Origin of the sequence: Henriciella sp. (assembly GCF_029937755.1) — a bacterium.
In the GTDB taxonomy this organism is placed as follows: domain Bacteria; phylum Pseudomonadota; class Alphaproteobacteria; order Caulobacterales; family Hyphomonadaceae; genus Henriciella.
The window spans coordinates 449,566-468,908 of sequence record NZ_JAPYPG010000002.1; the positions used below are offsets into that span (position 1 = coordinate 449,566).

Consider the following 19,343-nt stretch of genomic DNA (forward strand, 5'->3'; position numbering starts at 1 on the left):
CCAGAGTGACAGATTTGTACTGGTTTAGCGAATTGTCAGAATACTATTCAGCTTGAGACGTCGACTGTTGCTCGTCTTGAAACGCCATCCAGGCTCGAGAGAGGATGAAATCCTCAATATCATCGACTTCCTGTTGGCTTAGGCGGCCGGCGAAGTTGGGCATGCCAATCGCTTCGCCGGCCCCTTGAAGGAGGAAAGCATCAAAAGTGTCTATCCCGAGAGTCGCTGACTGCCTCAGATCGGGGAGCGTTCCGGACGAAATGGCCGCGCCGCCATGGCAGACACCGCAGAATCGACCGTAGAGGTCTGTGCCCCGTACAACCGCTTCAGCCGAATGCGGCTGTCGCGCTGGCTCAGGCGTTGCCTTCTGCGGAAGCGCGGCGACGTTTAGCTCGCCCTCTCCGCCAAGTTTGAAGGCAAGTACATGGCCTTCAACCGGGCCTCCTGTCTGCCCGACATAGAAGCCGGCGAGCAAATTGGCACCACTGCCCCAACCAGCTGATACAGCAACATACTGCTCGCCATTGACCTCATACGCCACAGGTCCACCGACCATTGCGACACCAACCGGATACGACCACAGTTCTTCGCCTGTTTTGGCGTTGTAAGCATTGAAAACGCCGCTCGTCGTGCCTTGGAATACCAGATCTCCAGACGTTGTCAGCGTACCTCCATTCCACATTCGCTCATGCTGAACACGCCAGACTTCTTTCTGAGCTACCGGATCCCAGGCAGCAAGATGTGCTTGGACAAGTTGGCGCAGAAGTGTGCGACGTGCTTCTTCTGTTTCCGGTAATGCGTCTGTCAGGCTGACACCGATATTGAATGCGTCTCGGTCAAAGCGGGCAATCTCGCCCTCGATCTGATCGGAATAGAGGAAAGGAACATCTTGTGCGGGAATATATACCAGCCCTGTTTCCGGATTGAATGACATGGGGTGCCAGTTGTGGGCACCAAATGGGCTGGGTTTGACGAGCGCAGGTCCACCAGACAGATAGCGCGCCTCGGGGTTTTCAACAGGACGCCCGGTCTCCATATCGATATGTGTGGCCCAGTTAATGGGAACAAATGGCTCTGCGGAAATAAGTTCGCCGCTTATTCGGTCGATGACATAAAAGAAGCCGTTTTTCGGCGCTTGCATCAGCACCTGACGAAGCTCTCCCTCGATCTCAAGATCAGCTAGAATGATATTCTGCGTAGCTGTGTAGTCCCAAGTTTCGCCCGGCGTCGTCTGATAGTGCCAGACATATTCTCCTGTGTCTGGACGTAACGCGACGATTGATGACAGGAACAGATTGTCGCCGCCGTCCGGGCTTCGTACTTTCTGATTCCAGGGCGAGCCGTTTCCAACGCCGATATAGAGGAGGTCCAGTTCAGGATCGAATGCCATGCTGTCCCAGACAGTCCCGCCACCGCCCAGCTTCCACCATTCGCCTGTCCAGGTCTCAGCAGCCATCTCGATGGCTTCGTTTTCGAATCCATTATCCGGATTTCCCGGCACAGTGTAGAACTTCCAGGCCTGTTCACCTGTTTCAGCATCATAGGCTGCAACAAATCCGCGAACGCCGAACTCACCACCGCCATTTCCGATGATGACCTTGCCTTTCACAATGCGAGGCGCCCCTGTGATCGTATAGGGTTCTTCGAGCGGTACAGTACGGGTCTCCCAGATCTGTTCGCCTGACTTTGAATCAAGAGCGATCAGACGACCATCCAGCGACCCGAATATGACCTTGTCGTTATAGACAGCCACGCCGCGATTGACGACATCGCAACAAGCATGTGCGCCCTTTGATCGGGGAACCTCCGGATCGTAGCGCCAAAGAATTTCTCCTGTGGCAGCATTAAGCGCCAGCACTTCGCTCCACGAACCCGTAGTGTACATGACACCATCAACAATGATCGGGGTTGCCTCTACGCCACGATAGCTGCCAAGCGGTGCCGCCCAGGCAAGATCCAGCTGGTCGATTGTTTCCAGATTAATGGCGTCAAGCGCGCTAAACCGCGTTTCTGAAAACGTGCCACCATGAGTAAGCCAGTTATGTGGTTCGCCTGCGGCATTGAGCAAACGTTCCTCATTGATCCCCTGGGAGGCTTGTGTGGAAGCGTCGCCAGAGTCGACCGCCCCTCCACAGGCAGCCAGAAGACCGATCGTAGCGCCCGTCAGAATGACTTTCAGCGCTGTAGCGGGCATTTTTTTGCCGTTCATTTTGTCCTCCCGGACACCCCAGTGGATGAGGTTCTGGATTTTTTCTCATACCAAGCAAGATTGCACTGGAACGGCGAAGTTTCTCAAGCCCCGCGCAACGCCAATGTTCCGTCATTTTGTGCCAGCGACAAAGCCTGGGACACCTACTTGCAACGGATCTAGTTGCGGGTTTTCAACTCCTTGAGCAGCTCTTGCTGGTGCTGACCATGCTCAGGTGCTGGACCGGGGATTGCCTGCACGTTCGATTGGAAACGCGGGGCCGGAACAGCCTGAACATAACCCTGGCTGTTTTCAAAGATTCCGCGCGCCAGATTATGAGGGTGCAAAGGTGCACTGATCGGACTTTCCACAAGGCCAAAGCATGCATCGGTCCCCTCTAGTAAGTCTTGCCAGTATGCAGATGGTTCGGTTGCGAAAAGAGCACGAAACTTCTCTGACTGCTTCGACCAGCTATCACGATCATACTGGTCTTCGAAGTCGGGATCGCCTGCAAGACCGAGGCGCTGTAGAAGTTCTGCGTAAAATTTCGGTTCTAGCGCGCCAAGCGTGATGTCACGCCCGTCTGCACAGCGATAGGAACTGTACCAAGGGGAATCATCCAGAAAGCCGCGCCCGCGCTCGGCTTGCATCATGCCGCTGGGCAGCAAATCGAAGATGAGGTTCATCATATGCGCCGACCCATCGACAATCGCTGCATCAATCACATCGCCCTCACCGGTGGCTCTGGCCTTTAGAATGCCCGCGAGAATGCCAATCGTCAGATAGTTCGCACCGCCGCCAATGTCCCCGACCAAGCCTGGTGGCGGCAGTGATCGCGTTCCAGTTGGGCTTGCAAACCAGGCAGCTGAACTGACGGATACATAATTGATATCATGTCCAGCCGCCTGGGCGAGCGGTCCCGCCTGCCCCCAGCCCGTCATGCGACCAAAGACAAGCTGTGGGTTCCGCCCCAGACAAACTTCCGGACCAAGGCCCAGGCGTTCCATCACTCCCGGCCGCATGCCCTCGATCAGGGCGTCCGCCGTCGCAATCAGATCCAGCGCGACCGCGCGGTCTTCAGAGTCTTTCAGGTCCAGAGCGATCGAGCGCTTGCCTCTTTTCAGAATGCCGACAGGCAAAGTCGATCCCGGATCGGAGCCCTTGGTCTTTCGCTCTATGAGAACGACATCCGCGCCCAGATCGGCCAGATGCATGCCACAAAAGGGCGCCGGCCCAATGCCCTCGATTTCGACAATCCGAATGCCCTGCAGAGGCCCTTTAGACACGGGACGTCACCTGAACGCCGAGACGCCCGTCAGGCTCCGCCCGATAAGGAGTTTCTGGATCTCAGTCGTTCCATCCGGAATGGGTGCGATCATCGCTTCGCGGGCGAGGCGCTCGACAATGAACTCCTTCGTGACGCCATTACCGCCGTGAATCTGTACTGCCTGGCGCGTTGCACTGACAGCGATTTCGGTACCGTACCATTTTGCCATTGCGCACTCCTTGTCGCAGCGCTGTCCGGCGTCAATCATGCCCGCTGCGCGCAAAGACAACAGGCGCGCTGCATCGATCTCTGTGGCCATTACAGCTAACTTTTCTGCAATGAGCTGGTGGCCGGCAATTGGTTTGCCATGCTGCGAACGGTCGATTGCATATTTTATTGACTCATCAAGCGCGCGCCGCGCCATGCCATAGCCCCACGACCCGACGTGAACTCGCGCGCGTTCGAACAGGGTGAGCGTGTTCTTCAGACCCGAGCCTATTTCACCGATAGTATTCTCGACCGGAACGCGCACATCATCGAGAAAAACCTGTGATGTTGATTGTCGATTGAGCGCGATCTTTGGAATACCGCGGACTTCATAAGGATGCTCATTGCGATCGAGCAGGATATGGGTCAGTTCGTTCTCGCCAGTTCGGCAGGTGCAGATGAAAAAATCTGAGTACTCACCATTGGTGATCCATGTTTTCTCACCAGAAATCACCCAATGGTCACCATCTCGCACAGCCCTGGTTTTCGCCGCCGCGACATCCGAACCGACATCCGGCTCGGAAATGCCGACAGACGCAAAAAGTTCCCCCGCCAACAATCTAGGCAGGTAACGTGTCTTGATGTGCTCCGGCGCGAGTTTGACCAGCATCGACGCTGCGCTGCCATTAACAAGTGCGGCTATCGCCAAGTCTCCCGAACTATAGGCAAGCTCTTCAATTAGTTGAACGTGCAGCTTCCAGGACAACCCCAGCCCGCCGGCAGATTCCGGCTGTGGGGCGTTGACGAGACCAAATTCTGCCAGCTTTTGCGTCCAGCTTTGCATTTTGTCCTTTGGAACGAAGTCTTCCCCATGCGCAGCCAGTTCCGGCTCCAGCTGCTCATCAAGATAGCGACGCAGGCTTTCGATTGCGGCGAGCTCAGCCTTGTCAAAGAAAATATCTAATCCCCCAATCATGCATTTGCCCTCTTGAAAATGTTGACCACAGCAACACCCTCCTCAATGCCAATTAGGCCGCCGCTGTTTTCGTGGATAGCGTGTCGGGCACCATCAACCTGGCGCTTTCCAGCTTCGCCGCGTAATTGGGTGACAAGCTCATGAATTTGCCCCAGCCCGGTTGCGCCGATGGGGTGGCCTTTGGACTCCAGCCCGCCAGACGGATTGATCGGGATTGAGCCGCCAATCGTGAAGTCCCCGCGTTCCGCTGCCGGGCCTGCTTCACCGATCGGAACTAACATCAAGTTCTCGGCGTGCATCAACTCACCAATCGCGGTTGCATCGTGCACCTCGGCAACGTCCATGTCTTCTGGTGAAAGGCAGGCCATTTCATACGCCCTCTCAGCGGCAATTCGCGCAACATGGCGTTCCGGTGCATCGGCGCTGCGCGCGGGGTTTCCACTTGCAACGGCGCTGGCCATAACCTGGACGGCTCGTGACGTAGTGGCACCAATCTTCCTCAAGCCTTCCTCATTGCAAAGGATGACCGCTGCAGCACCATCCGAGATCGGTGAGCACATTGGCAGCGTCAAAGGGTAAGTGATGGGAGGTGCTGAAAGAATTTCATCAATCGTGTAAGGCTGACGGTATTGCGAATACTCATTGTGCTCTGAATGCTGATGATTTTTCGCGGCTATCGCAGCAATCTGGCGCTGAGTCGTGCCATAGCGCTTCATATGGTTCCGGCCGAACGCTGCGTAGATTTTCATGAATACGCTATAAGGGCGTTCAGATTCCGATCCCTCCGGTTCGGCAACACCTTCGCCCAACTGGAGAAGCCTTTTGGCATTCTCCTCAGGTGTCTCAACATCCCAACCGCCATCGAACACAGCGAACATCCTCGCCTTGTCAGGCACGTTCATTTTCTCGACACCCGCCGCCAGGACAACGTCCTGCATACCAGCCTTAAGCGCCTGAACAGCAAGGTGAAAGGAGGATGAACTGGACGCACAGGCGTTTTCAATATTGAATGCGGGAATACCTGTCAGCCCGATCTTGCTGAGCGCAACCTGGCCAGGAACAAAGGTTTGTCCCTGCAAGAACCCTTGGGTCGCACTGGAATGGTAAACTGCCTCCACGGCGGCCTTGGTGCAGCCTGCATCATCCGCCGCACGCAAAATGGCGGTGTCCAGCAATTCAGAAATACTTGCTTCCAGATGCCGCCCGAAATGCGTCATGCCGACGCCTACAATATAAATCTTACTATCCGACAAGACTCTCTCCCCATCTACAGATGGCCGCTACTGGCCTGAATATTTCGGTGTTCGTTTCTCACTGAAGGCTGAAAGCCCTTCGAGGAAGTCAGCGGATTTTGCATGCGCTTCGAGATGGCGCATTTCCAACGCGATGGCTTCGCGCGCGGACAAGTGTGCGCTTCCGGCAACCATCTCCTTCATACGCTGAAGTACAAGCGGGCTTTTCTCCGCCAGCTTTGCAGCAAGCGCCTCTGCAACCGATGACAAGTCGTCATCCTCAACAACTTGGCTTACAAATCCGGCTTCACGAAACGCTTCCGCCGACCAATGATCGCCGGAGAATAGGAGATAATTCGCTTTCTTTTCGCCAACATACCTCGGCAAGAGAGATCCCCCGCCGCCCGGCAGAACACCAAAATTGGAATGGGCGTCGCCCAGCCGCGCACTGCGCGCCGCCATCACGACATCGCAGGTCATGGCTAGCTCCAGTCCGCCGGCCAAAGTCAATCCATTGAGCGCTGCAATTGTCGGCTTCGGCAAAGCACGAATAGCCAAAAACACGTTCTGAATGTCGCGAAGGAAGCCAAGAAACCCGGTATTGTCACCAGCCTGAACTTCCCCCAAAACGCCCTTCAGGTCAGCACCGCAGCAAAAGGCGCGCCCGCTCCCAGTGATAGTCAGCACTCGAATCTCATCGCGCTCGGCAACATCTTTCACACATTGCGCAAGTTCATTCACCATTAGAGCGGACAGTGCATTCATGCTGCTCGGACGCGTCAGGGTAATTCGTGCACACGAATCTTCCGCCTCAAATTTCAGGGTTTCAAACGACAATTGTCCAATTCCAAGCATTGGGCCGCGTTCGCTCCAAAACTTGGCCCGTTCCAGATGAGGCTTCACTTTATCGGGCCAGAAAACTTATTGAACATCAGACGCATGTCACCGTGCGCCAAAGCGTCGTCAGTCGAGCCGCCCAAGGCAATGCAGAGCTCTAGCGATGTCAGCTATCGTCCAGCTGGCGCTCATTCTCGAGGAATTCCTGCGGGGACTGCCCCGTTAACCGGCGAAACGCACGGGAGAAATTGCTGGGGTCCTTGTATCCCAACAGATACGATATCTCCTTGATGGACCGACGACCTGTCCGCAAATAGCCGATAGCGAGATGCTGGCGAACATCGTCGAGCACGGTGTTGAAGGTTGTGCCCTCATCCTGCAATTGGCGCTGAAGACTTCGGTTACTTGTATTTAGCTCTCTTGAAACCGACTCCAGGGAGACAGCTCCATCCGGTAGCATTTCGACAATCGCCGCCCGGATCCGCGGAATAATTTGTTGTTCATCGAACCGGGCAATGTATTCCATCGCAATCTGGTCATTCCTTCGAACAATGTCGGAATTCGCGCCGCGCAGCACGCGCGTATAGTCCTTCTCGGCCACATGCAGCTCTAGACTGTCGTGACCATATTCGATCGGACAACAGAAAAAGGCATCAAATTCATCCATCGCGACCTTACCAGGTTTCGGACGACGCATTCTTACCAAAACAGGAGAATAGTCCGCTCGGTAAACCATTCTGACGAAGCGAAGCACCGTCGCCAAAAAAACATCCTGGCGGACCGGCGGCACGTCTTCCTTGAGTTCAATGGAATGAATGAGGCACCCCTTCCTGATTTCAGACCTTGTCTCAGCAGAATGAGAAATTAGCCTGAAAAAACGATCAAACCGGTGGAAGAATGTTTCCAGCGTTCGGCTTGAGAACAATGAATACCCAAGCGCATGCATTGAGCCGGGCGTATTTCGCTCGGCCAGCTTCAGCCCGATCGTCTCATCACCTGTCGCCTCTACGATGAGCTCAATGAAGCGACTGAATCGTCTAGACCGCACCCTGGCATTCGGGTCCTGGAGAATATCAGGATCAACTTCCGCACGCCGCAGTAGATCTGGTACATCAATGGAAAAGTCAAATTCGTCCAATATGGCCACAATCTGTATGAGCCAGGATGCAATGACTGACCGCGTCTCACTCAATTCTGGTTGCGCCTTACCTGATGATGTGTGGTTCAAATATCGATTGTCCTGTACGACCGTCTTCGATGACAAGCTTTATCGGTTCATGACGGTTTGTCCAATTTTTGAACAGGATTGTACACGCTTCAGCCAATACTGCGGACCTGGCCGCCCCAGTATTTCTTACGTACATCCTTTCGCAACACCTTACCAACGACGCTCAGAGGCAGTTCCTCCACGAACAACACGGATTTTGGTGTTTTGAAAGATCCGATCTGCTCTTTTACATAGGCAATCAGGTCAGATTCGGCCACCTCAACAGAGTCGTTAAGGATGACTTCCGCATGTACAGCCTCGCCCCATTCTTCGTGGGGAACACCGACAACCGCTGACATCAAAACGCCAGGATGGGAGTTGACTGCGGCCTCAACCTCAGTCGCATAGACATTGAAACCACCCGTGATGATCATGTCCTTCTTCCGATCAACCAGGTAGCAATATCCGTTTTCGTCCGTATATCCGATATCCCCTGACTTCCAGTATCCGTTGACGAATTCCTCCTTCGTCTTCTCTGGATTGCCTTCATAGCCAAGACAGGTTGAGCGCGATCGCAAATAGAACTCGCCGAGTTCGCCTACAGGAACTGGATTACCGTCATCATCGCAAACCGACAGTTCGATCCCGGTTGAGCGTCGACCCGCGGACGCGAGTCGGCCTTCAGTCTCAGCGTCCACGATATGATCTTTCTTGCTCAGGCAGAGGGTTGCCGCCAGATGTTCCGTGGAGCCGTACACTTGTGTGAATATTGAACCGAATCGCTCAACCAGGAGCTTGGCCTTGGCCGGGCTCATGGGGGCCGCGCCATACAACACCGTGCGCAATGAGGATAGGTCATACTCTCGTGCTTCGGGCATTTCCAAAAGGCGGTACGCCAGAGTCGGTACGATGAAGGCGTGAGAAATCTTCTCTTGCTGGATATAGCGGCACCAGTTCTCCAGACTGGGCTCGTTCATTGTTACCGTGCAACCACCGCTGAACAGAACCGGCAAAAGCATCATACCGCTGCCATGGCTAATGGGAGCTATATGCAGCATGCGGCAGCCATCGAAGAAATCCGGGTCTGGAAGTGTCAGGAAACTATCGCGGCACCCCAGAATGTTGTCGATTGAATACTTCGCGCACTTGCTGTCACCAGTCGTGCCTCCTGTAAAGCGCATGAGCACGACGTGCGTTCGATCATCGATTTCAATATCTGTGTTCTCTGTCGACGCGTTCGCCAAAAGATCGGGAAGGGCCAACACGCCTGAATATGGCTTGACCAGAGCATCCATCACAACAATCTGAATGCCGCGTTCGGTAAGCGGGCCAGCATGGGAGGCTAGGAGGTCATTCTCGATGAATGCGACTTTGGGCTTGACGATGTCGATCTGGCCAAGATGCGTTTCCAGGCTGTCGAGGTAGTTGGCATGACAACATGTTGCATAAGCTTTTGCAGCTGACCCCCAATGGAACAGGGAGAGATTGTCATTTTGCAGCATACAGACATATCGGTCGCCCGCGCCGAGATTCAGGTTTCCATTGAGAATATGTGCAATCTGATTGGTTATGATGTGATAGTCACGAAAACTCAGCCGGCGGCCACGCTCAAGATTCACAATCGCCTCACGATCTCCGAAGGATTCCGCGAGCCCTTGCATGACACGGCTGTAATTTACCCGCCCGCCTTCTGTCGAAACCAATGCTGCAGCAGAACTTGGAGCGACGTCAACAGGCATCAGTTCACGGTCATTGCGCTTTTTTGAGAAAATTCCGAACACAGAGACTGTCCTCCCTTTTGTCTACACCACCCTAAGATTGCTGCGTACAGGATCGATTTAAAGCAGCTTTTTAAATAGATTCAGCAACCAGCCCGTCTTCGAAGAATAGGGAGGCAGCAATTGGCTAAGCACACTGATCTTCGATTGTGAGAACACCGGCTTCAAATGACTGAACCGCTCGAAACTTCCCGGCCCCAAATAGGATCCGATCCCGCTTTGCCCGATGCCGCCAAATGGAAGACGGCGCTGGAAGACGTGCATCACCGTGCCGTTCAGGGTCACGCCGCCAGCATGGGTTTCGCCAAGGATTTTTCGTCGACCTGCACTGTCTTTACCGAAATAGTAAAGTGCCAGTGGCCGCTCGCCAGCATTGATGTACTCGATTACTTCGTCTTCCGTACGATAGGTCAGGATCGGCAGAATCGGCCCGAAAATCTCTTCCTGCATCAGCCCCATATCGCTTGCAACATTGGTCACAGCCAGCGGGGCTATTCGATGAGCAGCCTCGAACATGCCATCGCCACTGCCTGCGAGATTGGTCACTCCGGCACCTTTTGCGCGGGCGTCTTCAACCAGTCCCCGCAAACGGTCAAACTGCCGGTGATTTATAATGCTTGTATAGTCCTGATTGGCTTCGATCTCGCCAAAACACTTGTGCACCTGCCTGGCGAGCGCTGACACAAAGTCTTCTACACTCCCTTCTGGAACGAATGCGTAGTCGACACCGATGCACGTTTGTCCTGCGTTGAGGAGCTTGCCGAAAACAAGGCTCTGCGCGACTTCTGGAAAATGAGCACTTTTATCAATGATAATGGGGCACTTGCCGCCAAGCTCAAGCGTCACAGGTGTCAAATTGGCTGCGGCCGACTGGGCGACTTTTTTACCTGTATTGGGCGAACCGGTGAAGAGAATATGATCGAATGGAAGAGACGTCATCTGCTGCGCGACATCCGGGCCGCCGATTACCACTGCTATCTCTTCTTCTGAAAAATACTTGCGAACAAGACGCTGCGAAATTTCAGCTGAATGAGCCGAAATTTCACTTGGCTTGGCAATAATCCGGTTGCCAGCCGCCAACGCACCCGCCGCACCGGCGAATACTGTGCCATAGGGATAGTTCCAGGTTCCGAGAATGCCGACGACACCAAGGGGTTGCGGAATTAGCCGCGAAGATCCCGGCAATCCAAACGTGTCAGTTTTGACACTGCGCGGCTTCATCCAGTGTTTTAAATGGCGCCGTGCAAATTTCACATCCGACAGAACCAGCATGATGTCTGTCAGGATGGTTTCATACCGGCTGCGTATTCCGAAATCAGCCCTAACCGCGTTAATGAGTTCGTCTTCATGCGTCTCGAACATTTTCCCAAGACGAGCCAGCAGGTCCATCCGGGTTTCATAGCTGCGGGACACCTGCTCTCGCGTGAGGGAACGCTGCAGGGTGAATATCCTCTCAAGCTCGGTGATGCCGGTTTCAATCCCCACTATCTCGCCCTCAAACGTGTTGCCGCATCGAGGCGAATTGTTTCACCATTCAAGTATCCATTCTCGACGATGAACTGGCATGCGTGTGCAAATTCCATGGGGTCTCCGGCGCGGCGTGGCGCCTCGACAGTGTCGACCAGTGAAGCGACCACCTTCTCACCCAGACTCTTCACCATCTGTGTCAAAAACAGCCCCGGTGCGATCGCGTTGACACGGACGCCGACGGCTCCGAGTTCCCGCGCCGCCGGCATGTTCATACCGATCACACCCGCCTTGGACGCTGAATAGCCGGCCTGACCTATTTGCCCTTCATAGGCGGCACCGGATGACACATTGATAACGACTCCCCGCTCGCCCAGATCGTCTGGCGCGTTCCTCGCCATGACGGCAACGCATTTACTCATGACGTTGAATGTGCCGACGAGGTTGACCATGACCACCTTGGTGAACTTGTCGAGTTGACAAGGTTTGCCGTCCCGGTCGAGAATTTTGGTCGGTGCCGGAATGCCTGCCGCGTTGACAGCAATCTGAATGGTCCCGAATTTCTCGACGGTATTTGTCACCGCCTCCGCAACCGATTGATCATCGGTCACATCGACCTTGAAGAACTGGCAGACCTTGTTTCCAAGTTCGCCACAGAGCGCGTTTCCTGCGACTTCGCTCAGATCGAAGAGCGCGACGCGTGCGCCCTGCTCAACAAAACTGCGTGCCGCAGCAGCGCCTAGTCCAGAGGCGCCACCTGTAACCACAGCGACTTTTCCATCGAGTTTCATGTTCGCAAGCTCCTGACCTGCTATTGTCAGCTTTCAACCGCTCAAGTCTGGAGCAGCCTCCCTTCGATGGAAAGGAGGCTGCTACAAGACGATCAGAAATTTATACGGCCTTCGGCACCAATCACGCGCGGCTCTTCGATCCAGCCAACATACACGCCCGGGCTGAGTGGCGCGTCGACCGAGGCGGTATAGGTGGCTTCATCGGTTAGGTTGCGACCGAATACACGGAATTCGTAGCGGCCAAACTCCACCCCGACATGAGCATCGAATTTCGTATATCCTTCCTGAAACGCGTTCGGGTCGAGGTCGCCATCCAGGAACATCTCGTCCTTGAAGTTGGCTCCAATCCGGGCATTCAGATCGAAATTCTCGAAACTGCGATTGAAGGCGAGATAGACGTTACCACTGAACTCGGGCGCAAAGGCCCCGCGTTCGCCGGCAAGGTCCTTGGTACCCACACCTGCAGAATCCGGGCATGTGCCCAAGCCCGTTTCGATCACTGAACACCCTGCCCCTGGGAAGGACTGGAATTCGTGATCGAGATAGGCGAACGCCCCGCCAATCTCGATTTCGTCGCTGAGAAGGAACTGGCCATCAAGTTCCAGCCCCTGCACTTGAAGTTCAGCCGCGTTCCCAACCACGAAGCTTGTCCCACTCCACGAGGTTACCTGCAGGTCTTCTAACTCGCTTCGGAAAATGATTGCCCCGATGCGAGCACGGTCACCCATGAACTGGTGCTTGATACCAGCTTCCCAAGCCGTGACTTTCTCATCCTCAAATTCATGACCCGGACGCGGGCTCCCATCCGGTTCCGCCGTGTCAGGACTGAAATTGTAACCACCAGATTTATAGCCAGTGGAATAGGAAATATAGGCCGACCCGTTGTCAGCATACTGCCAGCGCAGTTTTACAGATGGATCAAGATGATCTTCTGTTCGCGTATCGTTGAGGTCAGCAGCAAAGCGGTTGAGCAATGCGGCAAAAGTCGTTGCAGAGTTCAATCCATCTGCACCCCCAACAGTAGCGGCGGCGGTTAGATATTCGGTTAGATCGGCAGACCCGATCGTGTCTGCGGGTGTGACAAGGCCAACGAAGTCTCGGGGTGTGCCGGCTCCAACAACAACACTCTTATCGATGCTCTTCTCATCTTCGGAGTAACGCAAACCTAGTTCAAGTGTGACGCTGTCGGTCAGGTCAATGCCAAGCTCGCCAAAAAGCGCAATCGTTTCGGCTTGTTGATCGAAGAAAGTGCGTTGAGCAACGTTAACAATACCGCCGGGCAAAATCGATGTTGGCAAAACGCCAAATGTGCCATTGAACGCCGTTGTCTCTTCAATATAAGCATCCTGGTTTTCATAATACAGCCCGCCCAAGAAATTTATGCGCCCATCCCAGTCTGTGGCAATGCGAAGTTCCTGGCTAAACATGTCCAGTTCTTCTTCATCAAGATTGTGAATGAAGCTGACAGGCAGAAAATCCACATCGTGATGTTGAGCGAAATCGAAAGAGGAGTAGCCAGTAATCGAAGTGAGGGTAAAGTTATCGAACTCCCATTCTGCCTTCACAGATCCGCTCAATGATTCAGTTGTCTCCGTGTCGGAGATTGGAGGGTCGCCGACACGGAATGCGGGATTGCCGTTGAAGCTGACATAAGCGGTATCTCCAGTAGAAACTCCAAAGTCTGGATGAAGCATTTGTGAGAGCGCTATCGTGCTAGGCGTCGGCAGGCGATCATCAATCGCATTAATGGTAAGCTCCTTACCGACCCCGTCCATTTCAAGATAGCTCAGTTTCGTCTCAACGTTTAAACTCTCCGTTGGTTGCCAGGCGAGCGTCGCCCGGGCGAACATGTCTTCGCGCTCGGCTTCGTCGCGATCAAAGACACGGTTCTCAACATATCCGTCAGTCGTCGTATAACGAATTGCCAACCGGCCTGCCAAATTATCCGCCAAGCCCGCGGAAAAGACGCCCGAGTAGCTTTGCGTATTGAATTCTGGTTCCCAGGCGACACCGACCCAACCATTGAGTTCTTCCCCGACTTCTGGCGAGGCCGTTTCAAGCTTGATCGCGCCAGCAACCGTGTTCTTACCGAATAGAACGCCCTGGGGCCCACGCAGAACCTCGACTTGCTGCAGGTCGAACTGGGACTGTGAGAATTGGCGGCTGCGCGGCTGATAAACGCCATCCACATAAAGGCCAACCGATTGCTCGAACCCCTTGTTGATTCCGGATCCGACACCTCGGATAAAGATGTTCGAGGTTTGCGCTCCCCGACCGACCTGCAGGCCCGGCACGCGCGCGGAAATCTGCTCAAGGTTCGTGACCCCTTGCGCTTCCAGCTCTGCTCCGGAAACGGCGGTCACGGCCACTGGAGCATTGATCAGCGTCTCGTCCCGTTTACGTGCCGTAACAGTCACTGTTGTCAGTCTTGCTTCCCGCTCCGCTTCTGTTTCGGCAGGGACATCTGCCACTTGCCCATAGGCTGGCGCGGCAAGGGCAATGGCGATCGGCAAAATTGCTGCGCCGCTTAAATTGAATCTAAACTTCTGGTTCATATTTATCCTCCCAAGAGCCCTTTTGTTCTCCGTGTTTCCGTTCCACGCTATGATGCATAAGGACGCGAAAGTAGATTATGAAATCTGGTGAAAGATCGCTCTGTTAGAGTCATACCAGTTCACGCCAACAGATCGTCATTCCGCGATACGAGAGAGCCTTAACGGTTAAAAATAGGGGAGACTATCCTTGTACTTACCGATGAACAATCGGAGTCTGGGACAGTCTAGGCGGAACCAAGGCAAGGCTGGGACTGTTGCAGTCACTGATACCGGCCAGGCCAATACCTGTCGATAAACGACCGGTATGAGCATCTTTCTCTTAGCCTAACATCAGTCGTCGGAGACTACGGATCCTGGTTCTTTCAACCTGACCATCCGCCTCGCCACCTGCTGCACGAAGTGATCATATCTGCGCTTGCCCAGCGCATGCGCGGCCTCTCGCTCAGCCTCTGGCAAAGGCTCCATACGCGTGAGCCAGTACAAGACATATTGGGCAAGTGTTTCTGTGCAGAGTCGAATGTCGGTTTCAATCCGGTCCTGGCGCGCATCGTACCTGTCCATGCGTGTAAGAAGCTCACTATCACGCCGCTCGACCTGATCGGGATGGAAGTATTGCATGAGAGCCATCTCGATGATGGCCGTCATACTTGCGTCGTGCAGGCTTGCCTCTAGCACCAGCTTCTCCCAAAGCGCATCAGTAACGCGAATGTTAATTCGATTTCGTTTCATCGCTCACCACCCCGGTATCACATCCTGATCGACTTCATCGAGCGCCAGCGCCTGGCGCACAGCGTCGAGGTGCTGAGCCACCGCCGGATCGGCAGGATCATCTTCCACTTCATGACCTCCGGGTTCCCCAATATTGTGACTCAGCACATCTTCGCGCTCCAACTGGTGGCGCAATTCTCGGCCGGCGTCGTCATCCGACACTGTAGCCATGCTACCCTCTTCGAAACCTTGCTCTGCGATGAAATCTGACCATTCCGACGTGTTCTTACTATCGTCTGGCTCGCAAGCAGCCGGTGACAGAACCCGCGTCGTGAAATTCCGGTCCTCAAAATAGCGCAGCTTGTCTGCGAGCACGGGCGCAGCGCCTGACACCATGACCACTTCCCTGTCGGGCGGGAGCTGCATGATCTCACCGGGCGTCAGCAACTGGCGCTGGGTCTCCTGACGCGACACCATCATGTGCGATAACCAGGGTGCCAATCTGTGGCCTGTATAGTTTTTCTGGGATCGCTGTTCTGTCTTGGTTCCGAGCGCTTCGGATATCCGCTTGGCCGTGCGCTCATCGTTGGTCGCGAAGGCGACCCGCACATGGCAATTGTCGAGAATTGCATTGTTCGGCCCATAAGCTTTTTCGATCTGGTTCAGGGATTGCGCAATCAGAAAGGCGCGAACACCGTACCCTGCCATAAAGGCGAGCGCACATTCAAAAAAATCGAGCCGCCCCAAGGCCGGGAACTCATCCAGCATCAGAAGCACTTTCCGGCGACCCGAATCTGGAAGCGTCTCGGTCAGCCGCCGCCCGATCTGATTGAGCACCAGCCGCATAAGTGGTTTCGTCCGCGACAAATCCGAGGGCGGAACCACAAGATAAAGCGAGACGGGCCGCGCTCCCTCCACCAGATCGCTGATCCGCCAATCGCTCTCAGATGTAACTGCGGCCACCACAGGATCACGGTAAAGCGACAAGAAACTGAGCGCCGTTGACAAAACGCCTGAGCGTTCATTCTCAGCCTTGTTCAGAAGTTCGCGTGCCGCCTGAGCGACAACGGGGTGAACCGACCGCGCCCCGTCCCCGCGGGCGAGATGCTTTGTGTTCATCATCCGCGAGAGCGTTTCCTTGAAGGGCCGCGAGGGATCCGACAAGAATGACGCACATCCTGCCAGCGTCTTGTCTTTTTCGGCGTAGAGCACATGCAAAATGACGCCAACCAGCAAAGCATGTCCGGTCTTCTCCCAATGGCTGCGGCGCTCAAGCGAGCCTTCCGGATCCACAAGGATGTCGGCAATATTCTGTACATCGCGTACTTCATTCGGTCCGCGCCGAACTTCCATCAACGGATTATATCGCGGGGAGTTCACATCCGTTGGATCAAACCGGATGCATGGGCCGAGTTTCGAGCGCCAGCCTGATGTCAGGTCCCAGTTCTCGCCCTTGACGTCATGAATGACAGCGCTTCCTGTCCAGGACAGCAACGTCGGAACAACAAGGCCAACCCCTTTACCAGACCGCGTTGGCGCGAAAGCAAGCACATGTTCCGGGCCGTCATGACGGAGATATTTGCCTTTCCACGTACCAAGGAAGACGCCGTCACCGCCCAGCAGTCTCGCCCGCACAAGATCGCGGCGGCCTGCCCACCGCGATGAGCCGTAGGTCGTCACGCGGCGTTCCCAGCGCGAACGCCAGACCGACCCGACAACCGCCGCCAGAATGCCGAGCAGGCCGCCACTTGCCGAAATCGCCCCACCTTTGGCAAAAACCTCCGGGGCATACGCCTCATAGGCATACCACCATTGGAACAGTCTCCAGGGCCGATAGACTGGCTGTCCGTCCAACACGAACCATGGCCGCCCGAGCGCTGCCTGATAGCCAAGCTCATGCGCAACCCATTGCGTCGCTCCCCACAGGGTCAGCACAATTATCGATAGCACAATGAGAAACTGGCCAATCAGGATTTTGGACGGCGACATCGATCGTCATACTCCGCGTGATAAAAACGCACCCAATGTCTCGCGTCTTTTATCGCCCGCACAGTGAGAATGGCGGCAAATGCCGGCAACACTTTGCAAAAGCGCTATCGCGACAGGCCTCGCCCTCTGCCGGATGGAAATGACCAGGACAGATTTTTTGCCTTTTGTTCGATGATCAGGGATCGTCCCCGGTGTCGCTCCATTTCCGGCCGCCACGGCACCAGCGCAAAAGTTGTCTCACTTCCAATGAGCGCTCTTCGCCCGGACGCGAGATCGACGGTCTTTTCAAACTTGCCTTCAAATTGTTCACCTTTTGACAGCGTAACCTGAGATCTGCCGCTCCTTTCCGCTTCAAAGGCGCCTGCTCGCCTGAGCTCTTCTTCTCGGAGGCGCTTACGTGTCTCATCTGAGAGCTGACCTTCATCCGCCCTAAGCAATCCTCGGTCACGCAAGAAGCTGAGACGGGCCAGCTGCGCCTTGGCAAATCTCCTGTACGGATTTGCCGCCTCTGCAATCCTTCCATCCAGCCACGTCTCAGCATGGGCCTTGGTCTGGGCGTCCAGTGTCATCCAAGACCGCACCTTGAGCTTTGTGCGCCCACCTTGTCTCGTTTCATATTGCGTCGCCTTGTCCAAATAGTCCTCACCAATCTCCCAGACGCCATCCTTGCGGCGCGTCACAAATCCCGCTCGCCTTAAGGCTTCGAGCCGTCGTTTGTGAGCTTCCCGGTAATTGTGAGACGCGGTTGGTTCGGCCTCAGCGTGCAGCGCGTCAGAATAGTATCCGCCTGTCTGCCCGGCTATCTGTGCAATGACCTTATCCGAGGCTCGCGGCGCGGGCTGAGACGGTGCGACTTCAACAATTGCCCCGCGTGGTGGCAAACCACCGGGCTCTACGCCGCCAGCAGGCACATGCCAGCGCGTACCTTCAAGGTCTTCGATCAGAAGGAAGCGCGTACCGCGCAATTCATCGTCTGGTCCCTGAGACAAGACAACACCTGTTATTGGCTTCGCATCACTCGGCCGTTCTTCAAAGAAACGTACGCCCCGCGCAGTCTCTCCAGGTTCCAGACCCGCGCTGAGCGTTCGGACAATATCGCCGCGCCGTCCCATCGCTTTTAGCGCGGTCTGCCAGCCTTCTTTCAGCTGCCAGACGCCTCGGCTCGTTTCAGTTGCAAAATGCAGACTTTCCAAATGCCGCAAGCGCTGAAGCTGAAGGCTCCGGCGAAAGCGATCACCGGAACGATGGGCGGGTGCAACCTCAATCCAGTTCGCAACTGCCTGTTTCTCAAGCTCCCGGTCCAGCGATGTGAACCGATCCTGCGTCGCTTCATGTTGTTGGGCAGCGGCGATCTCCAAGTCGCGGCGAGGTCCGAGCAAACCTGTCACGATCTGCTTCGCGCGTCCCCTGATTCCCTTCGTCAGATAATTTCTGGCAATCACAAGATCCTTGCCGCGAGCATCTTTGCCCCTGATGACAATATGGGTGTGAGAGTGGCCTGTATTGTGGTGATCGACGGCAACCCAGTCGAGCGGTGTCCCAAGATCACGCTCCATCGCAGCCATCAGCGCGCGTGCACTGGTCTTTAAGTCGCCGAGCTCGGCGCCATCTTCTGCTGAGACCGTCAGCCTGAACTGGTGCCGGTCATTTCCACTGCGCTCGGCAAATGCCCGGCCATCAATGTCGTCACCCTCAGGCCCATACAGTTTGCCACCGCTGCCATCGCGCTCAACGCCGTCACGCTGGATGTATCGTACATGCTCAGAAAATGCGCGCACACCACCCCCTCCCCGCGCCCGTGCAATATGGACTTTCACAATGACGCGGCGCATGCGTGCGCGGCTGATCTGCCGAAGCGTTTGCATTGCTTGCGGCGTCGCCCCATTTCCGCGGCCATTATTGCGTCCGGTAAAACCGCGCTTGCTTGACGGTCTACTAAGCCGGGCGGCAACTCGTTTCACCTGACGCCGAAATGACTTCCCACCAGCCTCGCCGCGATCTCGGATACGCCCAAGGCGCGGGGTGAAGTCACTGTCCCCTTTCATCTACGCCGATACCGCGCGTATGACACCCAATCCCCAATGTTCATGGGAAAACACACATAACCTGTATGTCGCAAATTGCGGCAAAAGGCGACGAAA

The 19,343-nt window shown here is 55.1% G+C and carries 13 protein-coding genes; all 13 read right to left on the reverse strand.

Features of this window, described 5'->3' with window-relative positions:
- Positions 1-43: 43 nt before the first annotated feature.
- Positions 44-2,209 (reverse strand): PQQ-dependent dehydrogenase, methanol/ethanol family, encoded by a 2,166-nt coding sequence (locus Q1K29_RS07515; protein WP_233350862.1) that lies wholly within the window; start codon positions 2,207-2,209, stop codon positions 44-46.
- Positions 2,210-2,367: 158 nt separating this feature from the next.
- Positions 2,368-3,474: a CaiB/BaiF CoA-transferase family protein gene (locus Q1K29_RS07520; RefSeq protein ID WP_300267832.1), complete on the reverse strand. Its 1,107-nt coding sequence runs from the start codon at positions 3,472-3,474 to the stop codon at positions 2,368-2,370.
- Between the two features lie 6 nt (positions 3,475-3,480).
- Positions 3,481-4,638: an acyl-CoA dehydrogenase family protein gene (locus tag Q1K29_RS07525; RefSeq protein ID WP_051599724.1), complete on the reverse strand. Its 1,158-nt coding sequence runs from the start codon at positions 4,636-4,638 to the stop codon at positions 3,481-3,483.
- On the reverse strand, positions 4,635-5,891 hold the full coding sequence (locus Q1K29_RS07530) for a thiolase family protein (RefSeq protein WP_233348651.1): 1,257 nt from the start codon (positions 5,889-5,891) through the stop codon (positions 4,635-4,637). The genes Q1K29_RS07525 and Q1K29_RS07530 overlap by 4 nt, the downstream gene beginning before the upstream one ends.
- Positions 5,892-5,918: 27 nt before the next feature.
- The gene (locus Q1K29_RS07535) at positions 5,919-6,707 is read right to left on the reverse strand and encodes an enoyl-CoA hydratase/isomerase family protein (protein WP_065382685.1); all 789 of its coding nucleotides are present in this window, start codon (positions 6,705-6,707) and stop codon (positions 5,919-5,921) included.
- 166 nt (positions 6,708-6,873) lie between these two features.
- On the reverse strand, positions 6,874-7,935 hold the full coding sequence (locus tag Q1K29_RS07540; protein WP_175354394.1) for an AraC family transcriptional regulator: 1,062 nt from the start codon (positions 7,933-7,935) through the stop codon (positions 6,874-6,876).
- Positions 7,936-8,024: 89 nt separating this feature from the next.
- Positions 8,025-9,695 carry an AMP-binding protein gene (locus Q1K29_RS07545; protein ID WP_197020228.1) on the reverse strand — a complete coding sequence of 557 codons (1,671 nt, stop codon included), beginning with the start codon at positions 9,693-9,695 and terminating at the stop codon, positions 8,025-8,027.
- A gap of 57 nt (positions 9,696-9,752) precedes the next feature.
- Positions 9,753-11,177 carry an aldehyde dehydrogenase family protein gene (locus tag Q1K29_RS07550; protein ID WP_300392822.1) on the reverse strand — a complete coding sequence of 475 codons (1,425 nt, stop codon included), beginning with the start codon at positions 11,175-11,177 and terminating at the stop codon, positions 9,753-9,755.
- On the reverse strand, positions 11,177-11,950 hold the full coding sequence (locus Q1K29_RS07555; RefSeq protein ID WP_300392824.1) for an SDR family NAD(P)-dependent oxidoreductase: 774 nt from the start codon (positions 11,948-11,950) through the stop codon (positions 11,177-11,179). The genes Q1K29_RS07550 and Q1K29_RS07555 overlap by 1 nt, the downstream gene beginning before the upstream one ends.
- A gap of 92 nt (positions 11,951-12,042) precedes the next feature.
- Complete coding sequence (locus Q1K29_RS07560; protein WP_081812994.1) at positions 12,043-14,505, reverse strand: TonB-dependent receptor; 2,463 nt, start codon at positions 14,503-14,505, stop codon at positions 12,043-12,045.
- 330 nt (positions 14,506-14,835) lie between these two features.
- Positions 14,836-15,234: a hypothetical protein gene (locus Q1K29_RS07565; protein ID WP_051599722.1), complete on the reverse strand. Its 399-nt coding sequence runs from the start codon at positions 15,232-15,234 to the stop codon at positions 14,836-14,838.
- A 3-nt stretch (positions 15,235-15,237) separates the two neighbouring features.
- On the reverse strand, positions 15,238-17,202 hold the full coding sequence (locus tag Q1K29_RS07570; RefSeq protein ID WP_034763788.1) for a conjugal transfer protein TraG: 1,965 nt from the start codon (positions 17,200-17,202) through the stop codon (positions 15,238-15,240).
- A gap of 104 nt (positions 17,203-17,306) precedes the next feature.
- Complete coding sequence (locus Q1K29_RS07575) at positions 17,307-19,034, reverse strand: DUF3363 domain-containing protein (protein ID WP_290484918.1); 1,728 nt, start codon at positions 19,032-19,034, stop codon at positions 17,307-17,309.
- Positions 19,035-19,343: the final 309 nt, after the last annotated feature.